Annotated in this window: 15 protein-coding genes, 1 tRNA gene and 1 pseudogene; 5 read left to right on the top strand and 12 right to left on the bottom strand. The window is 61.4% G+C overall.

Annotation, left to right across the window (positions count from 1 at the left end; genetic code table 11):
- Together mgtE and rraA are read left to right on the top strand one after the other, a co-directional pair.
- On the top strand, positions 1 to 1,425 hold the full coding sequence (mgtE, locus tag ACZ9IL_RS18920) for a magnesium transporter (RefSeq protein ID WP_476004849.1): 1,425 nt from the start codon (positions 1 to 3) through the stop codon (positions 1,423 to 1,425).
- A 224-nt stretch (positions 1,426 to 1,649) separates the two neighbouring features.
- On the top strand, positions 1,650 to 2,135 hold the full coding sequence (rraA, locus tag ACZ9IL_RS18915) for a ribonuclease E activity regulator RraA (protein ID WP_042644578.1): 486 nt from the start codon (positions 1,650 to 1,652) through the stop codon (positions 2,133 to 2,135).
- A 283-nt stretch (positions 2,136 to 2,418) separates the two neighbouring features.
- Here rraA and ACZ9IL_RS18910 read toward each other — a convergent pair whose 3' ends face one another.
- The 3 genes from ACZ9IL_RS18910 to ACZ9IL_RS18900 form a co-directional block, all read right to left on the bottom strand.
- On the bottom strand, positions 2,419 to 3,093 hold the full coding sequence (locus tag ACZ9IL_RS18910; protein WP_476004848.1) for a 7-cyano-7-deazaguanine/7-aminomethyl-7-deazaguanine transporter: 675 nt from the start codon (positions 3,091 to 3,093) through the stop codon (positions 2,419 to 2,421).
- Positions 3,094 to 3,186: 93 nt separating this feature from the next.
- Complete coding sequence (locus tag ACZ9IL_RS18905; RefSeq protein ID WP_476004847.1) at positions 3,187 to 3,474, bottom strand: DUF3630 family protein; 288 nt, start codon at positions 3,472 to 3,474, stop codon at positions 3,187 to 3,189.
- Positions 3,475 to 3,500: 26 nt separating this feature from the next.
- Positions 3,501 to 4,928 (bottom strand): protein adenylyltransferase SelO, encoded by a 1,428-nt coding sequence (locus tag ACZ9IL_RS18900; RefSeq protein WP_476004846.1) that lies wholly within the window; start codon positions 4,926 to 4,928, stop codon positions 3,501 to 3,503.
- Positions 4,929 to 5,033: 105 nt separating this feature from the next.
- Between ACZ9IL_RS18900 and ACZ9IL_RS18895 the strand changes: the two genes are divergently transcribed.
- Positions 5,034 to 5,339: a c-type cytochrome gene (locus ACZ9IL_RS18895; RefSeq protein ID WP_476004845.1), complete on the top strand. Its 306-nt coding sequence runs from the start codon at positions 5,034 to 5,036 to the stop codon at positions 5,337 to 5,339.
- 155 nt (positions 5,340 to 5,494) lie between these two features.
- Here the strand turns inward: ACZ9IL_RS18895 and ACZ9IL_RS18890 are convergent.
- Both ACZ9IL_RS18890 and recQ read right to left on the bottom strand, forming a co-directional pair.
- Positions 5,495 to 5,605: pseudogene (locus tag ACZ9IL_RS18890) on the bottom strand (HRDC domain-containing protein); the annotation flags it as partial.
- 32 nt (positions 5,606 to 5,637) lie between these two features.
- A complete protein-coding gene (recQ, locus tag ACZ9IL_RS18885; protein ID WP_476004844.1) occupies positions 5,638 to 7,485 on the bottom strand; it encodes an ATP-dependent DNA helicase RecQ in 1,848 nt (615 codons plus the stop codon).
- A 132-nt stretch (positions 7,486 to 7,617) separates the two neighbouring features.
- Here recQ and ACZ9IL_RS18880 point away from each other — a divergent pair, with 132 nt between their 5' ends.
- Complete coding sequence (locus ACZ9IL_RS18880; protein ID WP_476004843.1) at positions 7,618 to 8,082, top strand: thioesterase family protein; 465 nt, start codon at positions 7,618 to 7,620, stop codon at positions 8,080 to 8,082.
- A gap of 123 nt (positions 8,083 to 8,205) precedes the next feature.
- On the top strand, positions 8,206 to 8,733 hold the full coding sequence (locus ACZ9IL_RS18875; RefSeq protein WP_476004842.1) for an AbiTii domain-containing protein: 528 nt from the start codon (positions 8,206 to 8,208) through the stop codon (positions 8,731 to 8,733).
- Between the two features lie 235 nt (positions 8,734 to 8,968).
- On the opposite strand, the gene ACZ9IL_RS18870 is transcribed toward ACZ9IL_RS18875, so the two are convergent.
- The 7 genes from ACZ9IL_RS18870 to ACZ9IL_RS18840 all read right to left on the bottom strand — a co-directional run bounded on the left by ACZ9IL_RS18870 (position 8,969) and on the right by ACZ9IL_RS18840 (position 15,334).
- Positions 8,969 to 9,045, bottom strand: a tRNA-Pro gene (locus ACZ9IL_RS18870).
- A 146-nt stretch (positions 9,046 to 9,191) separates the two neighbouring features.
- Positions 9,192 to 9,911, bottom strand: a complete 720-nt coding sequence (locus tag ACZ9IL_RS18865) for an MOSC domain-containing protein (protein ID WP_476004841.1) — start codon at positions 9,909 to 9,911, stop codon at positions 9,192 to 9,194.
- Between the two features lie 74 nt (positions 9,912 to 9,985).
- On the bottom strand, positions 9,986 to 10,828 hold the full coding sequence (locus tag ACZ9IL_RS18860; protein ID WP_476004840.1) for an ABC transporter permease subunit: 843 nt from the start codon (positions 10,826 to 10,828) through the stop codon (positions 9,986 to 9,988).
- Between the two features lie 73 nt (positions 10,829 to 10,901).
- Entirely contained in the window at positions 10,902 to 11,807 is a 906-nt protein-coding gene (locus tag ACZ9IL_RS18855; RefSeq protein ID WP_476004839.1) for an ABC transporter permease subunit, read from the bottom strand.
- Positions 11,804 to 12,958: a polyamine ABC transporter ATP-binding protein gene (gene potA / locus ACZ9IL_RS18850; protein ID WP_042644592.1), complete on the bottom strand. Its 1,155-nt coding sequence runs from the start codon at positions 12,956 to 12,958 to the stop codon at positions 11,804 to 11,806. Before potA ends, ACZ9IL_RS18855 begins: the two co-directional genes overlap by 4 nt.
- 76 nt (positions 12,959 to 13,034) lie before the next feature.
- The gene (locus ACZ9IL_RS18845; RefSeq protein ID WP_476004838.1) at positions 13,035 to 14,114 is read right to left on the bottom strand and encodes a polyamine ABC transporter substrate-binding protein; all 1,080 of its coding nucleotides are present in this window, start codon (positions 14,112 to 14,114) and stop codon (positions 13,035 to 13,037) included.
- 122 nt (positions 14,115 to 14,236) lie between these two features.
- Positions 14,237 to 15,334, bottom strand: coding sequence for an extracellular solute-binding protein (locus tag ACZ9IL_RS18840; protein ID WP_476004837.1), 1,098 nt, complete (start codon positions 15,332 to 15,334; stop codon positions 14,237 to 14,239).
- Positions 15,335 to 15,350: the final 16 nt, after the last annotated feature.

Below are 15,350 nucleotides of genomic sequence, written 5' to 3'. Positions count from 1 at the left end.
ATGTCTCTGCCCGCCAAGAACAGCGCCAAACAGCGTGAACAAGACAGATCCCGCATCCTCAGCCTGCTGCTGGCCGACGATGCCCTCACCGACAGCCTGCTCGACCCGCAAGGGGTGCAGGATGCCGAGCTGCGGGATCAGACCAGCGAGCTGACGCGACTGGTCAACAGCCTGCCAGCCGCCGACATCGCCGATGCGCTGGAATCCCTGCCGCCGGACGAGCGCCACGTGCTCTGGCAGCAGGTAGACCCGGAGCGGCACGGCCAGATCCTGGTCGAAGCCTCGGAGACGGTATGGGACAGCCTGATCAGCGGCATGAGCGACAAGGAGCTGCTGCAGGCCCTGCGCAGCCTCGACATCGACGATCAGATCTACCTCGGCCAATACCTGCCCCGCAACCTGATGGGGCGGCTGCTCACCTCCATGGCCCCCGACCAGCGCGACCGGGTGCGGGAGGTGATCCGCTACGGCAAGCACACGGTCGGCGCCATGATGGACTTCGAGATCATCACGGTGCGGGCCGAGATAACCCTGGCGACGGTGCAGCGCTATCTGCGCCAGCTCGGCAAGATCCCCGCCAACACCGACAAGCTGTTCGTCACCGACCGCCGCAACCGGCTGCAGGGGGAGCTGCCGCTCACCACAGTGCTGCTGCACAAGCCCGCCACCAAGGTGAGCGACGTGATGGAGCGCAATCCCGTCACTTTCGATCCGGAGGACAACGACGAGGCGGCGGCCCGCACCTTCGAGCGGGACGACCTGGTCTCCGCCGCCGTGGTGGATGCCAAGGGCAAGCTGATGGGGCGGCTCACCGTCGCCGAGGTGGTGGATCTGGTCTATGAGGAGAGCGACACCGATCTGCGCCGCATGGGCGGGATCAGCGAAGATGAGGACATCTTTGCCCCGGTCAGCAAGGCGGTCAAGACGCGCTGGGCCTGGCTGGCGCTGAACCTCTGCACCGCCTTCGTGGCGTCCCGCGTCATCGGTCTGTTCGAGCACAGCATCTCGCAGCTGGTGGCGCTGGCGGCGCTGATGCCCATCGTCGCGGGGATCGGCGGCAACACCGGCAACCAGACCATCACCATGATAGTGCGGGCGCTGGCGCTGCAGCACATCCAGCCGGGCAACGTCTCCTTCCTGCTGTGGCGCGAGCTGGGGGTGGCGCTGGTCAACGGCCTGGTGTGGGGCGGCACCATGGGGATAGCCACCTACTTCCTCTATCAGGATGCGGCGCTGGGCGCCGTGATGACGCTGGCCATGATGCTGAACCTGCTGGTGGCGGCCCTGATGGGGGTCATCATCCCCATGACCATGACTCGCCTCGGCCGGGATCCTGCGGTGGGGGCCAGCGTGATGATCACCGCCATCACCGACACCGGCGGCTTCTTCATCTTCCTAGGCCTGGCGACGCTGTTCCTGCTCTAGTGCCTTGTGAGTGCACACACCGCTAGAAAGGGAGCCTCAAGGGCTCTCTTCTTTCATCCAGGGCCCGCAATGCATAGACCAAGTCCTTGTCCAATATGGGAATGTGCGATGTTGCCCTGAGCACAAAAGCAGCAATTCACGCATTCGAGCAAGGAATAGTCGTTGAAATGCCCCCCCCACTCCTTATACTGGATCCACCTGTTTCCAGCGGTGGATCTGACTCAATGGAATACAACACTTCAGAACTGTGCGACATCTATCAGGACATGGTGGATGTGCTCGAACCCATGCTCTGCTCCTTCGGCGGACGCGCCTCCTTCGGCGGTGTCATCACCACGATCAAATGCTTCGAATCGAACGGCCTGATCCGTGAACTGGTCAAGGAGAACGGCATCGGTCGCGTGTTGCTGATCGACGGCGGCGGCTCCATGCGCCGGGCGCTGATCGACAGCGAGATCGCCACTACGGCGGCGGAAAATGGCTGGGAAGGCATCGTCTGCTACGGCTGCGTGCGCGAGGTCGATATCCTGGAAGATCTGGACATCGGCATCCAGGCCCTGGCGGCCATCCCGGTCGGTGCCGACAGCAAGGACGTGGGAGAGACCGATCTGCCGGTCAACTTCGGCGGCGTCACCTTCCTGCCGGACGATCACCTCTATGCCGATACCACAGGGGTGATCCTCTCCCCCGATGCACTCGACATCGAGTAAGCCGACACAGACTGAAGATGGGAGCCCTGGCTCCCATTTTTTATGGCCGTCATTCGGCTGCAAGCGGCTGAAAAAAGACAAAAAAAAGAGGGCCAGTAATCTACCGGCCCCTTAACTGGAAGCAATGTGAGCAATGTCGTGCCTTCACAAGAAGTCCATCACGTTGGAACGAATGAAGTCTTTCCCGGAAAACAAGTTAACAATAATCATTCTCATTTAACTGTGCAAGTATTATTTAAGAGAAATGCAAAAAAAATGACCACCCCTGGGTGGTCATTCTCCATCAGGCCTGGCGGCTCGCGGTCTGCAAACCGGCGATGCCGGCCTCTCCCACCAGCTTGCGGCTGAGGTAGCGCAGCAGCACGCCGTAGAGCGGCACGAACAATCCCAGGCTTATCAGCAGCTTGAACACATAGTCCACGGTCGCTATCTCGACCCAGTGCTCGGCCATGAAGGGATCCGTGCTGCGCCAGAAGGCGATGCTGAAGAAGGCGATGGTATCCACCAGGTTGCCGAACAGGGTCGAGGCCGCCGGCGCCACCCACCAGGCCCTGAGCAGCCGCAGCCGGTTGAACACCACCACGTCCATGAACTGGCCCACCAGATAGGCCATGAAACTGGCCAGGGCGATGCGCGCCACGAACAGGTTGAACTCGGCCAGATTGCCCACGCCCTGATAGCTGCCCTCGAAGAACAGCACCGAGAGCACGTAGGAAACCGCCAGCGCGGGCAGCATCACGGTCTGGATGATCTTGCGCGCCAGCCCGGCACCGAAGACTCGCACCGTCAGATCGGTGGCCAGGAAGATGAACGGGAAGCTGAAGGCGCCCCAGGTGGTATGGAAGCCAAAGATGGTGATCGGCAGTTGCACCAGATAGTTGCTGCTGGCGATGATCAAAATGTGGAACAACGAGAGACGCACCAGCGCCGTCTGGTGCTGAGCAGGGGTCAGATTCATATTGTGACCTTTTTGGTTAATGGGGTTAGGGAACCCATACCGCCACCATGGCGATAATTGAGGGGCGAGATTATACGCCCCCGACGTGATAGTTCAATCCTTATGCTGCTGGCCGAGCCAGAGCACCACCTCGCGATCGGCCGGGCGTACCGCCTCCAGCCAGCAGCCACCGTGGTGCTCGAACTCCAGCCGAAGCTGGCTCCCCTCAAACGCCAGCAACCAGCTGTGACGATCCGCCCCCCAGTCCCGCTCAACGGGCTCGAGCTCCCACGCCTTCAGCAAGGCCTCGGCCAGGGCGGGGAAGTTATCCCAACAGAGCCCGGGACAATCCAGCATCAGCACCGCTGGCTCAGTGTCTATCTGCGTGATACGCCAATTCATCTCTCATCCCTCCACTGCTGCATCTCTCAGCTACTGCAAGAAAGCTCGCCGCCGCAATACCAGGCAGCCACCGGGGTGGCGAGATCTTCATATTCCGGTTGCTCCGCATAGGGGTGTTGCAGGGCCGCAAACAGCCGCTCGAACGGCGCCATGTCCCCCCGCTCGGCGGCATCTATCACCTGCTGGGCCAGGGCGTTGCGCAGCACGTACTTGGGATTGACCGTGTCCATCCGTTCCTTGCGGGCGACATCCTCACTCCCCTCCCGGATAAGGCGCTCCCGATAGCTCGTTAGCCACCCCTGCCAGAGCGCGGGATCCGGCAGCAGCGCCAGCAAGGACGCAGGCCAGCCACCTTCCAGGGTCAGCTCGCCGAGCCAGCGCAGGAAGAGGTGATAGTCCACTCGCTGGCTCGCCAGCAGCTGGAACAGCTCGCGGAACAGGGCCGGATCCTGATCCTCCCAGCTCGCCAACCCCAGCTTGTCGCGCATCAGCTCGGAGTAGTGCAGCATCAGCTGGTGCTCGTACTGGGCCAGCGCCCCTGCCAGCGCCTCGCCCTCCACATGGCCCGCCAGCGCCTGGGCGAGCTTTTGCAAGTTCCAGTAGCCGACCGCCGGCTGCTGATCCAGCGCGTAGCGACCGCCCGGATCCGAGTGGTTGCAGACGAAGTCCGGCACATAGGCGTCGATGAAGCCGTAAGGGCCGTAATCCAGGGTCAGCCCCAGCAGGGACATGTTGTCGGTGTTCAGCACCCCGTGGCAGAAGCCCGCCGCCTGCCACTTGGCGATCAGCCGCGCGGTGCGCCGCACCACCTCGGCAAACAGCTCCGCGCCATTTGTCAGGTCGGGGAAGTGGTGGCGCAGCGCATAGTCGATGAGGGCGGGGATCTTCTCCCCCTGGCCGCTCCAGGCGAAATATTCGAAGTGGCCGAAGCGCAGGTGGCTCGGCGCGGTGCGCAGCACGGTCGCCCCGCTCTCGGTCTGCTCCCGGTAGATGGGCTCGTCACTGCCCACCAACACCAGAGCGCGGGTGCTGGGGATTCCGAGGGCGTGCAGCGCTTCTGAGGCCAGATACTCGCGGATGCTGGAGCGCAGCACGGCGCGGCCATCGCCGAAGCGGGAGAAGGGGGTCTTGCCCGCCCCTTTCAGGTGCAGATCCCAGCGGCTGCCATCGGGGGCTTGCTGCTCCCCGAGCAGCATGGCGCGGCCATCGCCGAGGCGCGGGCTGTAACCGCCGAACTGATGACCCGCGTAGACCTGGGCCACCGGCTGCATATCCGCCAGAGGCTGGCCCAGGCCGCAGCAGGCGAGCCAGTCGGCCTCGCTGACGTCTGCCAGCCCCAGCTCGCGCAGCAAGCCGTGGTTGAGGTGCAGCAGCCTGGCGTTGTGCAGGGGTTGGGGCGCCACGGGTTCACAGGCCCAGGGCAGTTCGGTGGCGAAAGTATTGATCAGCTTCATGGTGGTGAGGGTCGTCCCTGCGTATGCTCGTGTCACTCTTTATACCGCCGTTGTCCCCTCTTGGGCCAACACGGATGGCGCTATTTCGAATCGAGGAAAATGAAGATGCAAAAATGGGTCTATGTCCTGCCACTGCTGGCACTGTTCTCGGGTCAGCACGCCAGGGCGGCCGATGTGGAGGCCGGCAAGGCGAAGGCCGTGCTGTGCGCCGCCTGTCATGGACCCGAGGGCAAGGCCAGCGTGCCCCTCTACCCGAATCTGGCGGGCCAGCATGCCCCTTACCTCCTCAAACAGATGAAGGCGTTCAAGGACGGTCAACGCAAGGACCCCATGATGGCTCCCTTTATGGCGGCGCTGACCGAGGCGGATATGGAGAACCTGGCCGCCTATTATGCCGGCCTGAAGCAGTGAAAAATCTCGTGTTTATAGTGAATTAATTCACCATACATTAAAAATGCAGTTCGTCGCACTGCCTTTGATCAGGTGGTCGCCGACCCAGTTGACCGCCAGCATCTCGTCCTCGGTCATCGGCATCGCCGCTGACCCATCGCCACCAGAGAGCGCTCCTAACGGCGGCAATACTCGATGATAAGGTCCATGAAGGCCTCACCGAAGCGCTCCAGCTTGCGGTGACCCACGCCATTGACCGCCAGCAGCTCGTCTTCGGTCATCGGCATCGCCGCTGACCCATCGCCACCAGAGAGCGCTCCTAGCGGCGGCAATACTCGATGATAAGGTCCATGAAGGCTTCACCGAAGCGCTCCAGCTTGCGGTGGCCGACCCCGTTCACCGCCAGCAGTTCGTCCTCGGTCATCGGCATCAGCTGCGCCATCTCGACCAGGGTGGCGTCGTTGAACACCACGTAGGGCGGCACCTCCTCCTCCTCGGCGATCTGCTTGCGCAGGTTGCGCAGCTCCTTGAACAGCCGCTTGTCGTAGTTCGCGCTGTCGAGCAGGCCGTTGCGCTTCTCCTTGCGACTGGAGATGGGCTGCAGCCGCGGCACCGCGAGTGCCAGCGCCAGCTCGCCACGCAGCACAGGGCGGGCCGCCTCGGTCAGCTGCAGCACCAGATTGCGGGTGATGTTCTGGGTCAGCAGCCCCTTGTGGATCAGCTGGCGAATGACGCTCATCCAGTACTCGTGACTCTGATCCTTGCCGATGCCGTAGGTCGACAGCTTGTCGTGACCGTGATCCTTGATGCGCTGATTGAGGGAGCCGCGCAGCACCTCCACCACGTAGCCCACCCCGAAGTTCTGGCCCACCCGCCAGACGCAGGAGAGCGCCTTCTGGGCGTCCTCGGTGCCGTCATAGCTCTTGGGGGGGTCCAGGCAGATGTCACAGTTGCCGCACGGCTTGTCGTTGTACTCGCCGAAGTAGTTGAGCAGCACCTGACGGCGGCAGGTCTGCGCCTCGGCAAAGGCCGCCATCACGTTGAGCTTGTACTGCTCCACCTGCAGCTGCTGCGGGTTCTCGATGTTGTCGAGCAACCGCCGCACCCGGCCGATGTCGGCGGGATCGTACAGCAGCAGCGCCTCGGCCGGGGTACCGTCACGGCCCGCACGGCCGGTCTCCTGATAGTAGGATTCGATGTTCTTGGGGATGTCGTAGTGCACCACGAAGCGCACGTTCGGCTTGTCGATGCCCATGCCAAAGGCCACCGTCGCCACCACTATCTCGACGTCATCCTTGAGGAAGGCATCCTGGGTGCGCAGGCGCTGATCCAGCGGCAGACCGGCGTGATAGGGCGCCGCCTTGCAGCCGTGACGTGAGAGCCGTTCGGCCACCTCCTCCACCCGATTGCGGCTGGAGCAGTAGACGATGCCGCAGTTGCCCTTCTGACTCTGCACGTAGCGCAGCAGTTGCTCCGCCGCCTTGAACTTCTCCACCAGGCTGTAGCGGATGTTGGGCCTGTCGAAGCTGGCGGTGTGGATAAAGGGGTCGTGGAGCTCCAGCCGATGCAGCATGTCGCTGCGGGTCGCCTCGTCGGCGGTGGCGGTAAGCGCCACCACCGGCACCTGGGGGAACCACTGCTTGAGCCGCCCCAGCGCCGCGTATTCCGGCCGAAAATCGTGGCCCCACTGAGAGACGCAGTGCGCCTCGTCGATGGCGAACAGGCCGAGCGGCAGCTCCGCCAGCCGATCCATGAATTCGTGCTGCAGCAGGCGCTCCGGCGAGACGTAGACCAGCTTGATCTCGCCGCGGCGCATGGCGGCGAAGTTCTGGATCATCTCCTCCCGGCTCAGGGCCGAGTTGATGTAGGCCGCCGCCACGCCGTTGGCGCGCAGGCTGTCCACCTGATCCTTCATCAGCGAGATAAGCGGGGAGACGACCACGCCCAAGCCAGGGCGCAGCAGGGCCGGGATCTGGAAGCAGAGCGACTTGCCGCCGCCGGTGGGCTTGAGCACCAGCGCATCGCGGCCCGCCACTATCTGCTCGATGATCTCGAGCTGACCCGGCCGGAACTGCTGGTAGCCGAACACCGCCTGCAGCAGGGCAAGTGGTGTCTCGGGCACAGCATCGGGCTGAGAGTCGGGCTGGATATCGGCGATAGCGGTCATGGGCTCTCCTTTGGGGTCGCCATTCTAAAGCAGCCGCCGCTCACAATAAACCTGCCATTGCGACTGTTACGGAACTGTTGCAGACTGGCTGGAGTTTTTACTCGGCTTGCCGCCAGGGATTGGGATCAGGGAATGAAACACATGCTGAAGAAGATGGCGCTCAGTGGCATCGCCAATCTGTTTGCCGAGCGGATGCCGTTCAACAAGCTGATCGGCCTGCAGGTGACGCACTACGACTTCGAGAAGGTGGAGCTGCGCATCAAGATGGAAGACAAGCTCATCGGCAACCCCTTCCACAATATCTTGCACGGCGGCGTCACCGCCAGCCTGCTGGACGTGGCAGGCGGCATGATAGTGGCGGCCTCCTGCATCGACGAGCTGGAGGACTTCTCCCCCAGCTACCTCAAGGAGCGCTTCTCCCGCCTCGGCACCATCGATCTGCGGGTGGACTACCTGCGTCCCGGCCGCGGCAACGAGTTTATCGCCACCGCCCACATCATCCGCGCCGGCAGCAAGGTGGCCGTCGCCCGTATGGAACTGCACAACGAAGAGGGGACCCACATAGCCTTCGGAACCGGTACTTATCTCGTCGGTTAAGGGCTTTATTGCATAAAAAATGCACTTCTAAGCTGATTTTAATCAATAGAAACCCTGGCCCCTGCGCCACTTCGAGGTCCATACTGAAAGTCGGGATTGTGTGCAGAGGGAGGATTGCAGACGATGAGCGCGACACTGGCTACCAAACCATCCAGAGCCTTACTGACACAGATCGAGCTCATGCTCGACGAGGTACATACCCCTGAGTGTCGTCACTGGCTGGAACAGGAGCTGGAGGGGTATTCTCTTTGTTCGCCCCTGCCCTGGTATCGCATCATCGCCTGTCGGCAACGCGGTCACTTCTTGAACCTGAAGACGGGAAAATATTTGACCTGCCATATCGGCAGTCAAACGCTAAGCCAACGCGACCTGGCCCAAGTTCAGTTCATCTATGCCCGTGAACCCGCCGCCCACTATCTACTGCGTCATGATTCCGGTATTGAACCCTGGCCAGAACAGCTGCTGGAAGCGTATCGAGAGCAGCTGATCCCCGGCCATCTCTGCCTGCAAGCCTGGCATGAGCCCGTGTCTTCGTTGCGCTCACAACTGGTGGAGGGTCTCGGCCACTTCATCAGCGAGTACCCCAAGCATGCGGCTCTGCAAACTCAACACGGCTTCAAGGCATTGCGCCATCAACACTGGCACATCTGAGCAAGCGCCCCGGGCGCAAGGAGGGCACCATAGACAAGACCCACAACGAGATTGCCACAATCTAGAGTGCCGGAGTCAACATCAGACTCCACCAGTGGGCCACCGAGCGGTGGCCCTTTTAATGGCCGGCATCCAGCCCGGGAGCACCTTAGGGCTGATTCTTTCTTCGATTGACCGGCAGCCCGGCCGAATTTCAGATGCGAAAAGGCCGCTCATTGAGCGGCCTTTTCTAATATGGTCGGTGTGAGAGGATTCGAACCTCCGACCCCTTCGTCCCGAACGAAGTGCGCTACCAAGCTGCGCTACACACCGATGTCTGCGGGGCGAGAATTTACCGAAAGCCCAGACCATACACAAGCCTTTTTTCTCTCTGACGGGAAAAAAACGCTTACCGCTCAACAATTCAGCATTTTTCGCACCTTCGACATGCACTGCCACAAGGGGATCTGTTATCCCCTTTACTCCGGTAGCTGAAACTCGGTTGGCCCCAGCAGCCGGCGCCGCCAATCCGCCACCACCCCGTGCTCCAGCCAGTTGGCCGCGTGCTGGCGCCAGTTCGGCGAGAGCGCCGGGTTATCCAGCAGCAACTGCAGGTCATCCTCGTTGCGCACCTGGTTGAACAGGATGTCGGCGGTGCGCCTCACCGTCAGCGCGGGATAGGGCCTGTCTACCAGCACCATCTGCGCATCCGGGGCGACCGTGCCTTCCTCCAGCACCCGCAGCAGCCAGCCGCAGCGACCACCAAGCTGCATCACCTGCGAGAGGTGCGCATAACCGAAACGCTGATTGAGCTTGAAACAGGGGGATCTCGGCTGACTTGTCTGGATCAGGGCATCACCGAGGCGATAGACATCGCCGATACAGGCTTGCGTCTCGGTCAGCCCGAGGCCGGAAAGGTTCTCGCCAAAGGCGGCGGGCTGCCAAGGAGTCCGGGGAGCAGGCAAGCCCAGCGCGCTTTGCCAGGTCTGCCACCAGGGATAGTGATCGGCGGGATAGTAATGCAGTGCCCGGTCCGGGCCACCGTGATGGCGCTGGTCGCTCTGCTCATCGCCAGCCAGACCCGCGAAACTGCACCACAGGGGCTGGTGGACAGCCTGCTTGTGGATGGCACTGACGAGGCCGGGGGCCTGCTCGGGATTCAGTTCGGCGCCTTGGCCGATGAAGAGGGAAATCCGCATTCTATCCTCCTGCTGGATGAGAGAATGCGGATCTTAGGAGCTGTCGAGGCTTGGACGCAAGCCCCAAACAGGCGTCAGGCGACGGCTTGCATCTGGGTGGTCATGGCGATCTCGGCGCGGCGGCGCTTCTCCGCCCTGGCCATCAGATACCAGCTGCTGAAGGTAAACAGTGACACCGACAGCAGGATCAGGCTGGCTACCGCGTTGATCTCGGGTTTCACGCCGAGGCGCACCGCCGAGAACACCTCCATCGGCAGGGTGGTGGCACCTGGGCCCGAGACGAAGCTCGCCAGCACCAGATCATCGAGCGACAGGGCGAAGGACATCATGCCGCCCGCCGCCAGGGAGGGGGCGATCATCGGGATGGTGATCAGGAAGAACACCTTCCAGGGTTTGGCCCCCAGATCCATGGCCGCCTCCTCGATGGAGAGATCCAGCTCCCGCAGCCGCGCCGACACCACGATCGCCACGTAGGCGGTACAGAAGGTGGTGTGGGCTATCCAGATGGTCAGCATGCCCCGCTCGGCCGGCCAGCCAATCAGCTGAGCCATGGCCACGAACAGCAGCAACAGTGACAGACCGGTGATCACCTCCGGCATGACCAGAGGCGCCGTCACCAGGCCACCGAACAGGGTGCGGCCGCGGAAGTGCGGGATCCGGGTCAGCACGAAGGCCGCCATGGTTCCCAACGCCACCGCCGCGATGGCGGTATAGAAGGCGATCTCCAGCGAGCGCAACACCGAGCCTATCAGCTGCTTGTTGTCGAGCAGGCCGAAGTACCACTTCAGCGACCAGCCACCCCACACCGTCACCAGCTTGGAGGCGTTGAAGGAGTAGATCACCATGATCAGCATGGGCAGGTAGATAAACAGCAGCCCCAGCCACAGCATCAGCTTGGCAAAACCGAAGCGCCTCATACTTTACCCTCCAGCTCTTTGGCCTGGTTGCGGTTGCACAGGGATGACAGGGGGACTATCAGCAGTACCTTCTTCATACCTTGCCCTCCAATTCCTTCGCCTGGTTGCGGTTGAACAGGATAATCGGGACTATCAGCACCGCCAGCATCACCACTGCCAGGGCGGACGCCACCGGCCAGTCACGGTTGTTGAAGAACTCCTGCCACAGCACCTTGCCGATCATCAGGGTCTCGGGGCCGCCGAGCAGTTCCGGGATGACGAACTCACCGACCACCGGGATGAACACCAGCATGCAGCCGGCGATGATGCCGTTCTTGGAGAGCGGCACCGTGATCTGCCAGAACCGGGTCAGGTTGCGAGCGCCGAGATCTGAGGCCGCCTCCAGCAGGCTCTGGTCGTGCTTGACCAGGTTGGCGTAGAGCGGCAGCACCATGAACGGCAGGTAGGAATAGACGATGCCGATATAGACCGCCAGGTTGGTGTTGAGAATGATCAGCGGCTCGTCAATCAGGCCAATGCCCATCAGCAGGCTGTTGAGCAGGCCATTGTTGCTGAGGATCCCCATCCAGGCGTAGACCCGGATCAGGATCGCGGTCCAGGTCGGCATCATGATGAGCAGCAGCAGAACGGTCTGGGTCTCCTTGTTGGCCCGCGCAATGGAGTAGGCCATGGGATAACCGATCAGCAGACAGAGAATGGTGCTGATGAGGGCCATCTTGAGAGAGCCCAGATAGGCCGCGATATAGAGCTCATCCTCCTGCAGCAGCAGGTAGTTGCCCATGTTGAGCAAGATGGTGAGCTGATTGTCGGCCCAGCTCACCACGTCGGTATAAGGCGGGATGGCCACGTCCGCTTCGGCGAAGCTTATCTTCACCACTATGATGAAGGGCAGCAGGAAGAACAGGAACAGCCAGAAGAACGGCACGCCGATGACCAGCTGGCGTCCGCCCAGTCGCTTCAGTCGACTCAATACCTTCATGATTGCAACACCACGCCGCTGTCATCTTCCCAATACAGGAACACCTGGTCATCCCAGGTTGGCCGCTTGCCGTGGCGTTCGGCGTTGGCGATGAAGGCCTGCACGATTTTGCCCGAGGGCAGCTGGATGTGATAAACCGAGTGGCCACCGAGGTAGGCGATGTCGTAGACCAGCCCCTTGGTCCAGTTGAAGTCGGGATGCTCCAGATCGCTCGGTTTCTGGGTGCTCATCAGCAGCTTCTCCGGCCGCAGGGCATAGGTCACCTTCTTGTTCTCGGCGCGGGAGCTGATGCCGTGGCCCACGTAGATGGGCTGCTCCAGATCCGCACAGGCGATGGTGGCGTGGTCCTGCTCATCCTCCACCAGCAGGCCGTCAAACAGGTTGACGTTGCCGATGAACTCGCACACCAGGCGGCTGGCCGGGGTCTCGTAGATGTCCATCGGGCTGCCGATCTGCTCGATGCAGCCCAGGTGCATGATGGCGATCCGCTCGGCCATGGTCATGGCCTCTTCCTGATCGTGGGTCACCATGACGCAGGTCACGCCGACCCGCTCGATGATCTCGACCAGCTCGAGCTGCATCCTGGAGCGCAGCTTCTTGTCCAGTGCCCCCATGGGTTCGTCCAGCAGCAGCAGCTTGGGGCGCTTGGCCAATGAACGGGCCAGTGCCACCCGCTGGCGCTGGCCACCGGAGAGCTGGTGCGGCTTGCGACGAGCATACTGGGTCATCTGCACCAGCTTGAGCATCTCCTCGACCTGGGCATCGATCTCGGCCTTGGGCAGGCCGTCCTGCTTGAGGCCGAAGGCAATGTTCTGCGCCACCGTCATGTGGGGGAACAGGGCGTAGGACTGGAACATCATGTTGATCGGCCGTTCGTAAGGCGGCATGTCGGTAATGTCGACCCCATCGAGGAACAAACGCCCCTCGGTGGGGCGCTCGAACCCGGCCAGCATCCGCAGCAGGGTAGATTTGCCGGAGCCGGAGCCTCCCAGCAAGGCGAAGATCTCCCCCTTGTGGATGTTGAGGGACACGTTGTCGACCGCCAGCGTTTCGTCGAACTGCTTGCTTACCCTGTCTATTTTGACCAGCACTTCTTTACGCTGCTGGCTGCCCTCGAGGGCTTTCTTGTAGGCACTGGAGGCTATCGCCATTACCAAACTCCCAAACGTGATACCGGCCTTGAGCCGATCCATAAAACAATCTGGCGCCCCGGGATGGGCGCCAAGGTTAGGTTCCGGACTTGATCTTGGTCCAACTCCGGGTGATCAGGCGCTGCACCGAGCGCGGATGTGCATCCTGCACATAGAGCCGCTCCAGCACCGCCTGGGGGGGGTAGACGGATTCGTCATCGCGCACACGCTTGTCCATGAACTCGCCCGCCTTGGTGTTGGGGTTCGCATACCCCACGTAGTCGCTCACCTTGGCGATCACTTCCGGCTCGAGAATGTAGTTGATCAGGGCGTGCGCCTCTTTGACATTGGTGGCATCGACCGGGATGGCCATCATGTCGAACCAGAGGTTGCCACCCTCCTTCGGAATGCTGTAGGCAATCTTGATGCCCTTGCCCGCCTCGTCGGCCCGCGCCGCCGCCTGCAGGATGTCGCCGGAGAAGCCAGCCGCGACGCAGATGTCGCCGTTGGCGAGATCGCCGATGTACTTGGAGGAGTGGAAGTAGGCCACATAGGGGCGCACCTTCAACAGCAGCTCCTCGGCGCGCTTGAGATCGGCCGGATCATGGCTGTTGGGGCTGATGCCGAGGTAGTTCAACGCCGCCGGGATCATCTCGTCGGCCGAGTCGAGGAAGGCGACGCCGCAGTGGGACAGCTTCTTCATGTTTTCCGGCTCGAAGATGACGGCCCAGGAGTCAATCTTGTCGACGCCGAGCGCGGCCTTCACCTTCTCGACGTTGTAACCTATGCCGTTGGTACCCCACAGATAGGGCACGGCGTATTGATGACCCGGATCCACCTTGTCGAGCTGCTTGAGCAACATGGGATCCAGATTGGCCACGTTCGGCAACAGGGTGGGATCCAGCTTCTGGAAAGCCCCTGCCTTGATCTGTTTGGCCAGGAAATTGTTGGAGGGCACGACCAGATCGTAACCGGTTCGCCCGGTCAGCAACTTGCCTTCCAGCGTCTCATTGGAGTCGAACACGTCGTAGACGGTCTTGATCCCGGTCTTCTGCTGAAAGTCACTGAGGGTGGTCTCGCCGATATAATCGGACCAGTTGTAAAAATGAACCACAGGGGCTGCCAGGGTCAGATTTGCAAACCCCAGGGTCAGGGCCAGCGTTGCTATCTTGGTCATGTGCACTTATCAGTCCTCATATGTGTGATTTTGCCCGTCGCGCATCCATACGCGCCGTCCAACCTGTCGGGTGGGTCACCTCCCTCCCGGCCGAACTGCGGACCGGGAGGGGCATTCGTCACTTATTTACCCGATTTGATCTTGGTCCAGCTGCGGGTCATCAGACGCTGCACCTTGGCCGGCAGGGCCGGGAAGGTGTAGATCTTCGCCAAGGTCTCGCCGGACGGGTATACCCCTGGATCCGAGCTGATGGCCTTGTCCACGAACTGGGTTGATGCGCTATTGCCATTGGGTGCATGAATCTGGTTGGTGATATTGGCGATCACCTCAGGCTTCATCAGATAGTTCAGGAATACATGGGCCTCTTCCACGTTCTTGGCATCGGCCGGAATGGCCAGCATGTCAAAGAAGCTGCCTGCCCCCTCTTTCGGGATCACGTAGGTCAGATTGACCCCGTTCTTGGCCTCGATCGCCCGGGACTTGGACTGCTGCAAGTCCATGGAATAACCGACCGCCACGCAGATGTTGCCGTTGGCCAGATCCGAGATGTATTTGGAGGAGTGGAAGTAGGCGGTATAGGGGCGGATGGAGAGGAACAGCTCCTCCGCCTTCTTCAACTCATCCGGTTTCTGGCTGTTCGGATCGAAGCCCAGATATTTCAGGGCGGCCGGCAGCATTTCGGTCGGTGAGTCGAGGAAGGAGACACCGCACTCCTTCAACTTGGCCATGTTTTCCGGCTTGAACACCAGATCCCAGGAGTCCAGCGGCACATCCGCCCCCAACACCGCCTTTACCTTGTCGATGTTGTAGGCGTAGCCGATGGTGCCCCACAGATAAGGCACCGAATACTGGTTACCCGGATCGCTCGGCTCGAGTGCCTTGAGCAACGAGGTATCCAGGTTTTTCCAGTTGGAGAGTTTGGACTTGTCCAGCTTCTGGAACACGCCTGCCTGGATCTGCTTGGCCAGGAAGGAGTTCGACGGCACGACTATGTCATAGCCCGAACTGCCCGCCAGCAACTTGGCTTCCAGCACCTCGTTGCTGTCGAACACGTCATAGACCACCTTGATGCCCGTCTCTTTCTGGAAATCTTCCAGGGTATTTGGCGCGATATAATCGCTCCAGTTGTAGACGTGCAGCACCTTCTCGTCGGCCATCGCCCCGGTACTCATCATGACCAGCGCCACGGAAGCAGCCATCATTCCTTTTTTAAAAGACATAGTCCTTGTCTCCTAA

The sequence above is a fragment of the Aeromonas sp. TECH754 genome, assembly GCF_056279295.1.
The sequence above is the reverse complement of the archived record's forward strand: the minus strand, read 5'-3'. Positions and strand labels throughout refer to the sequence as shown.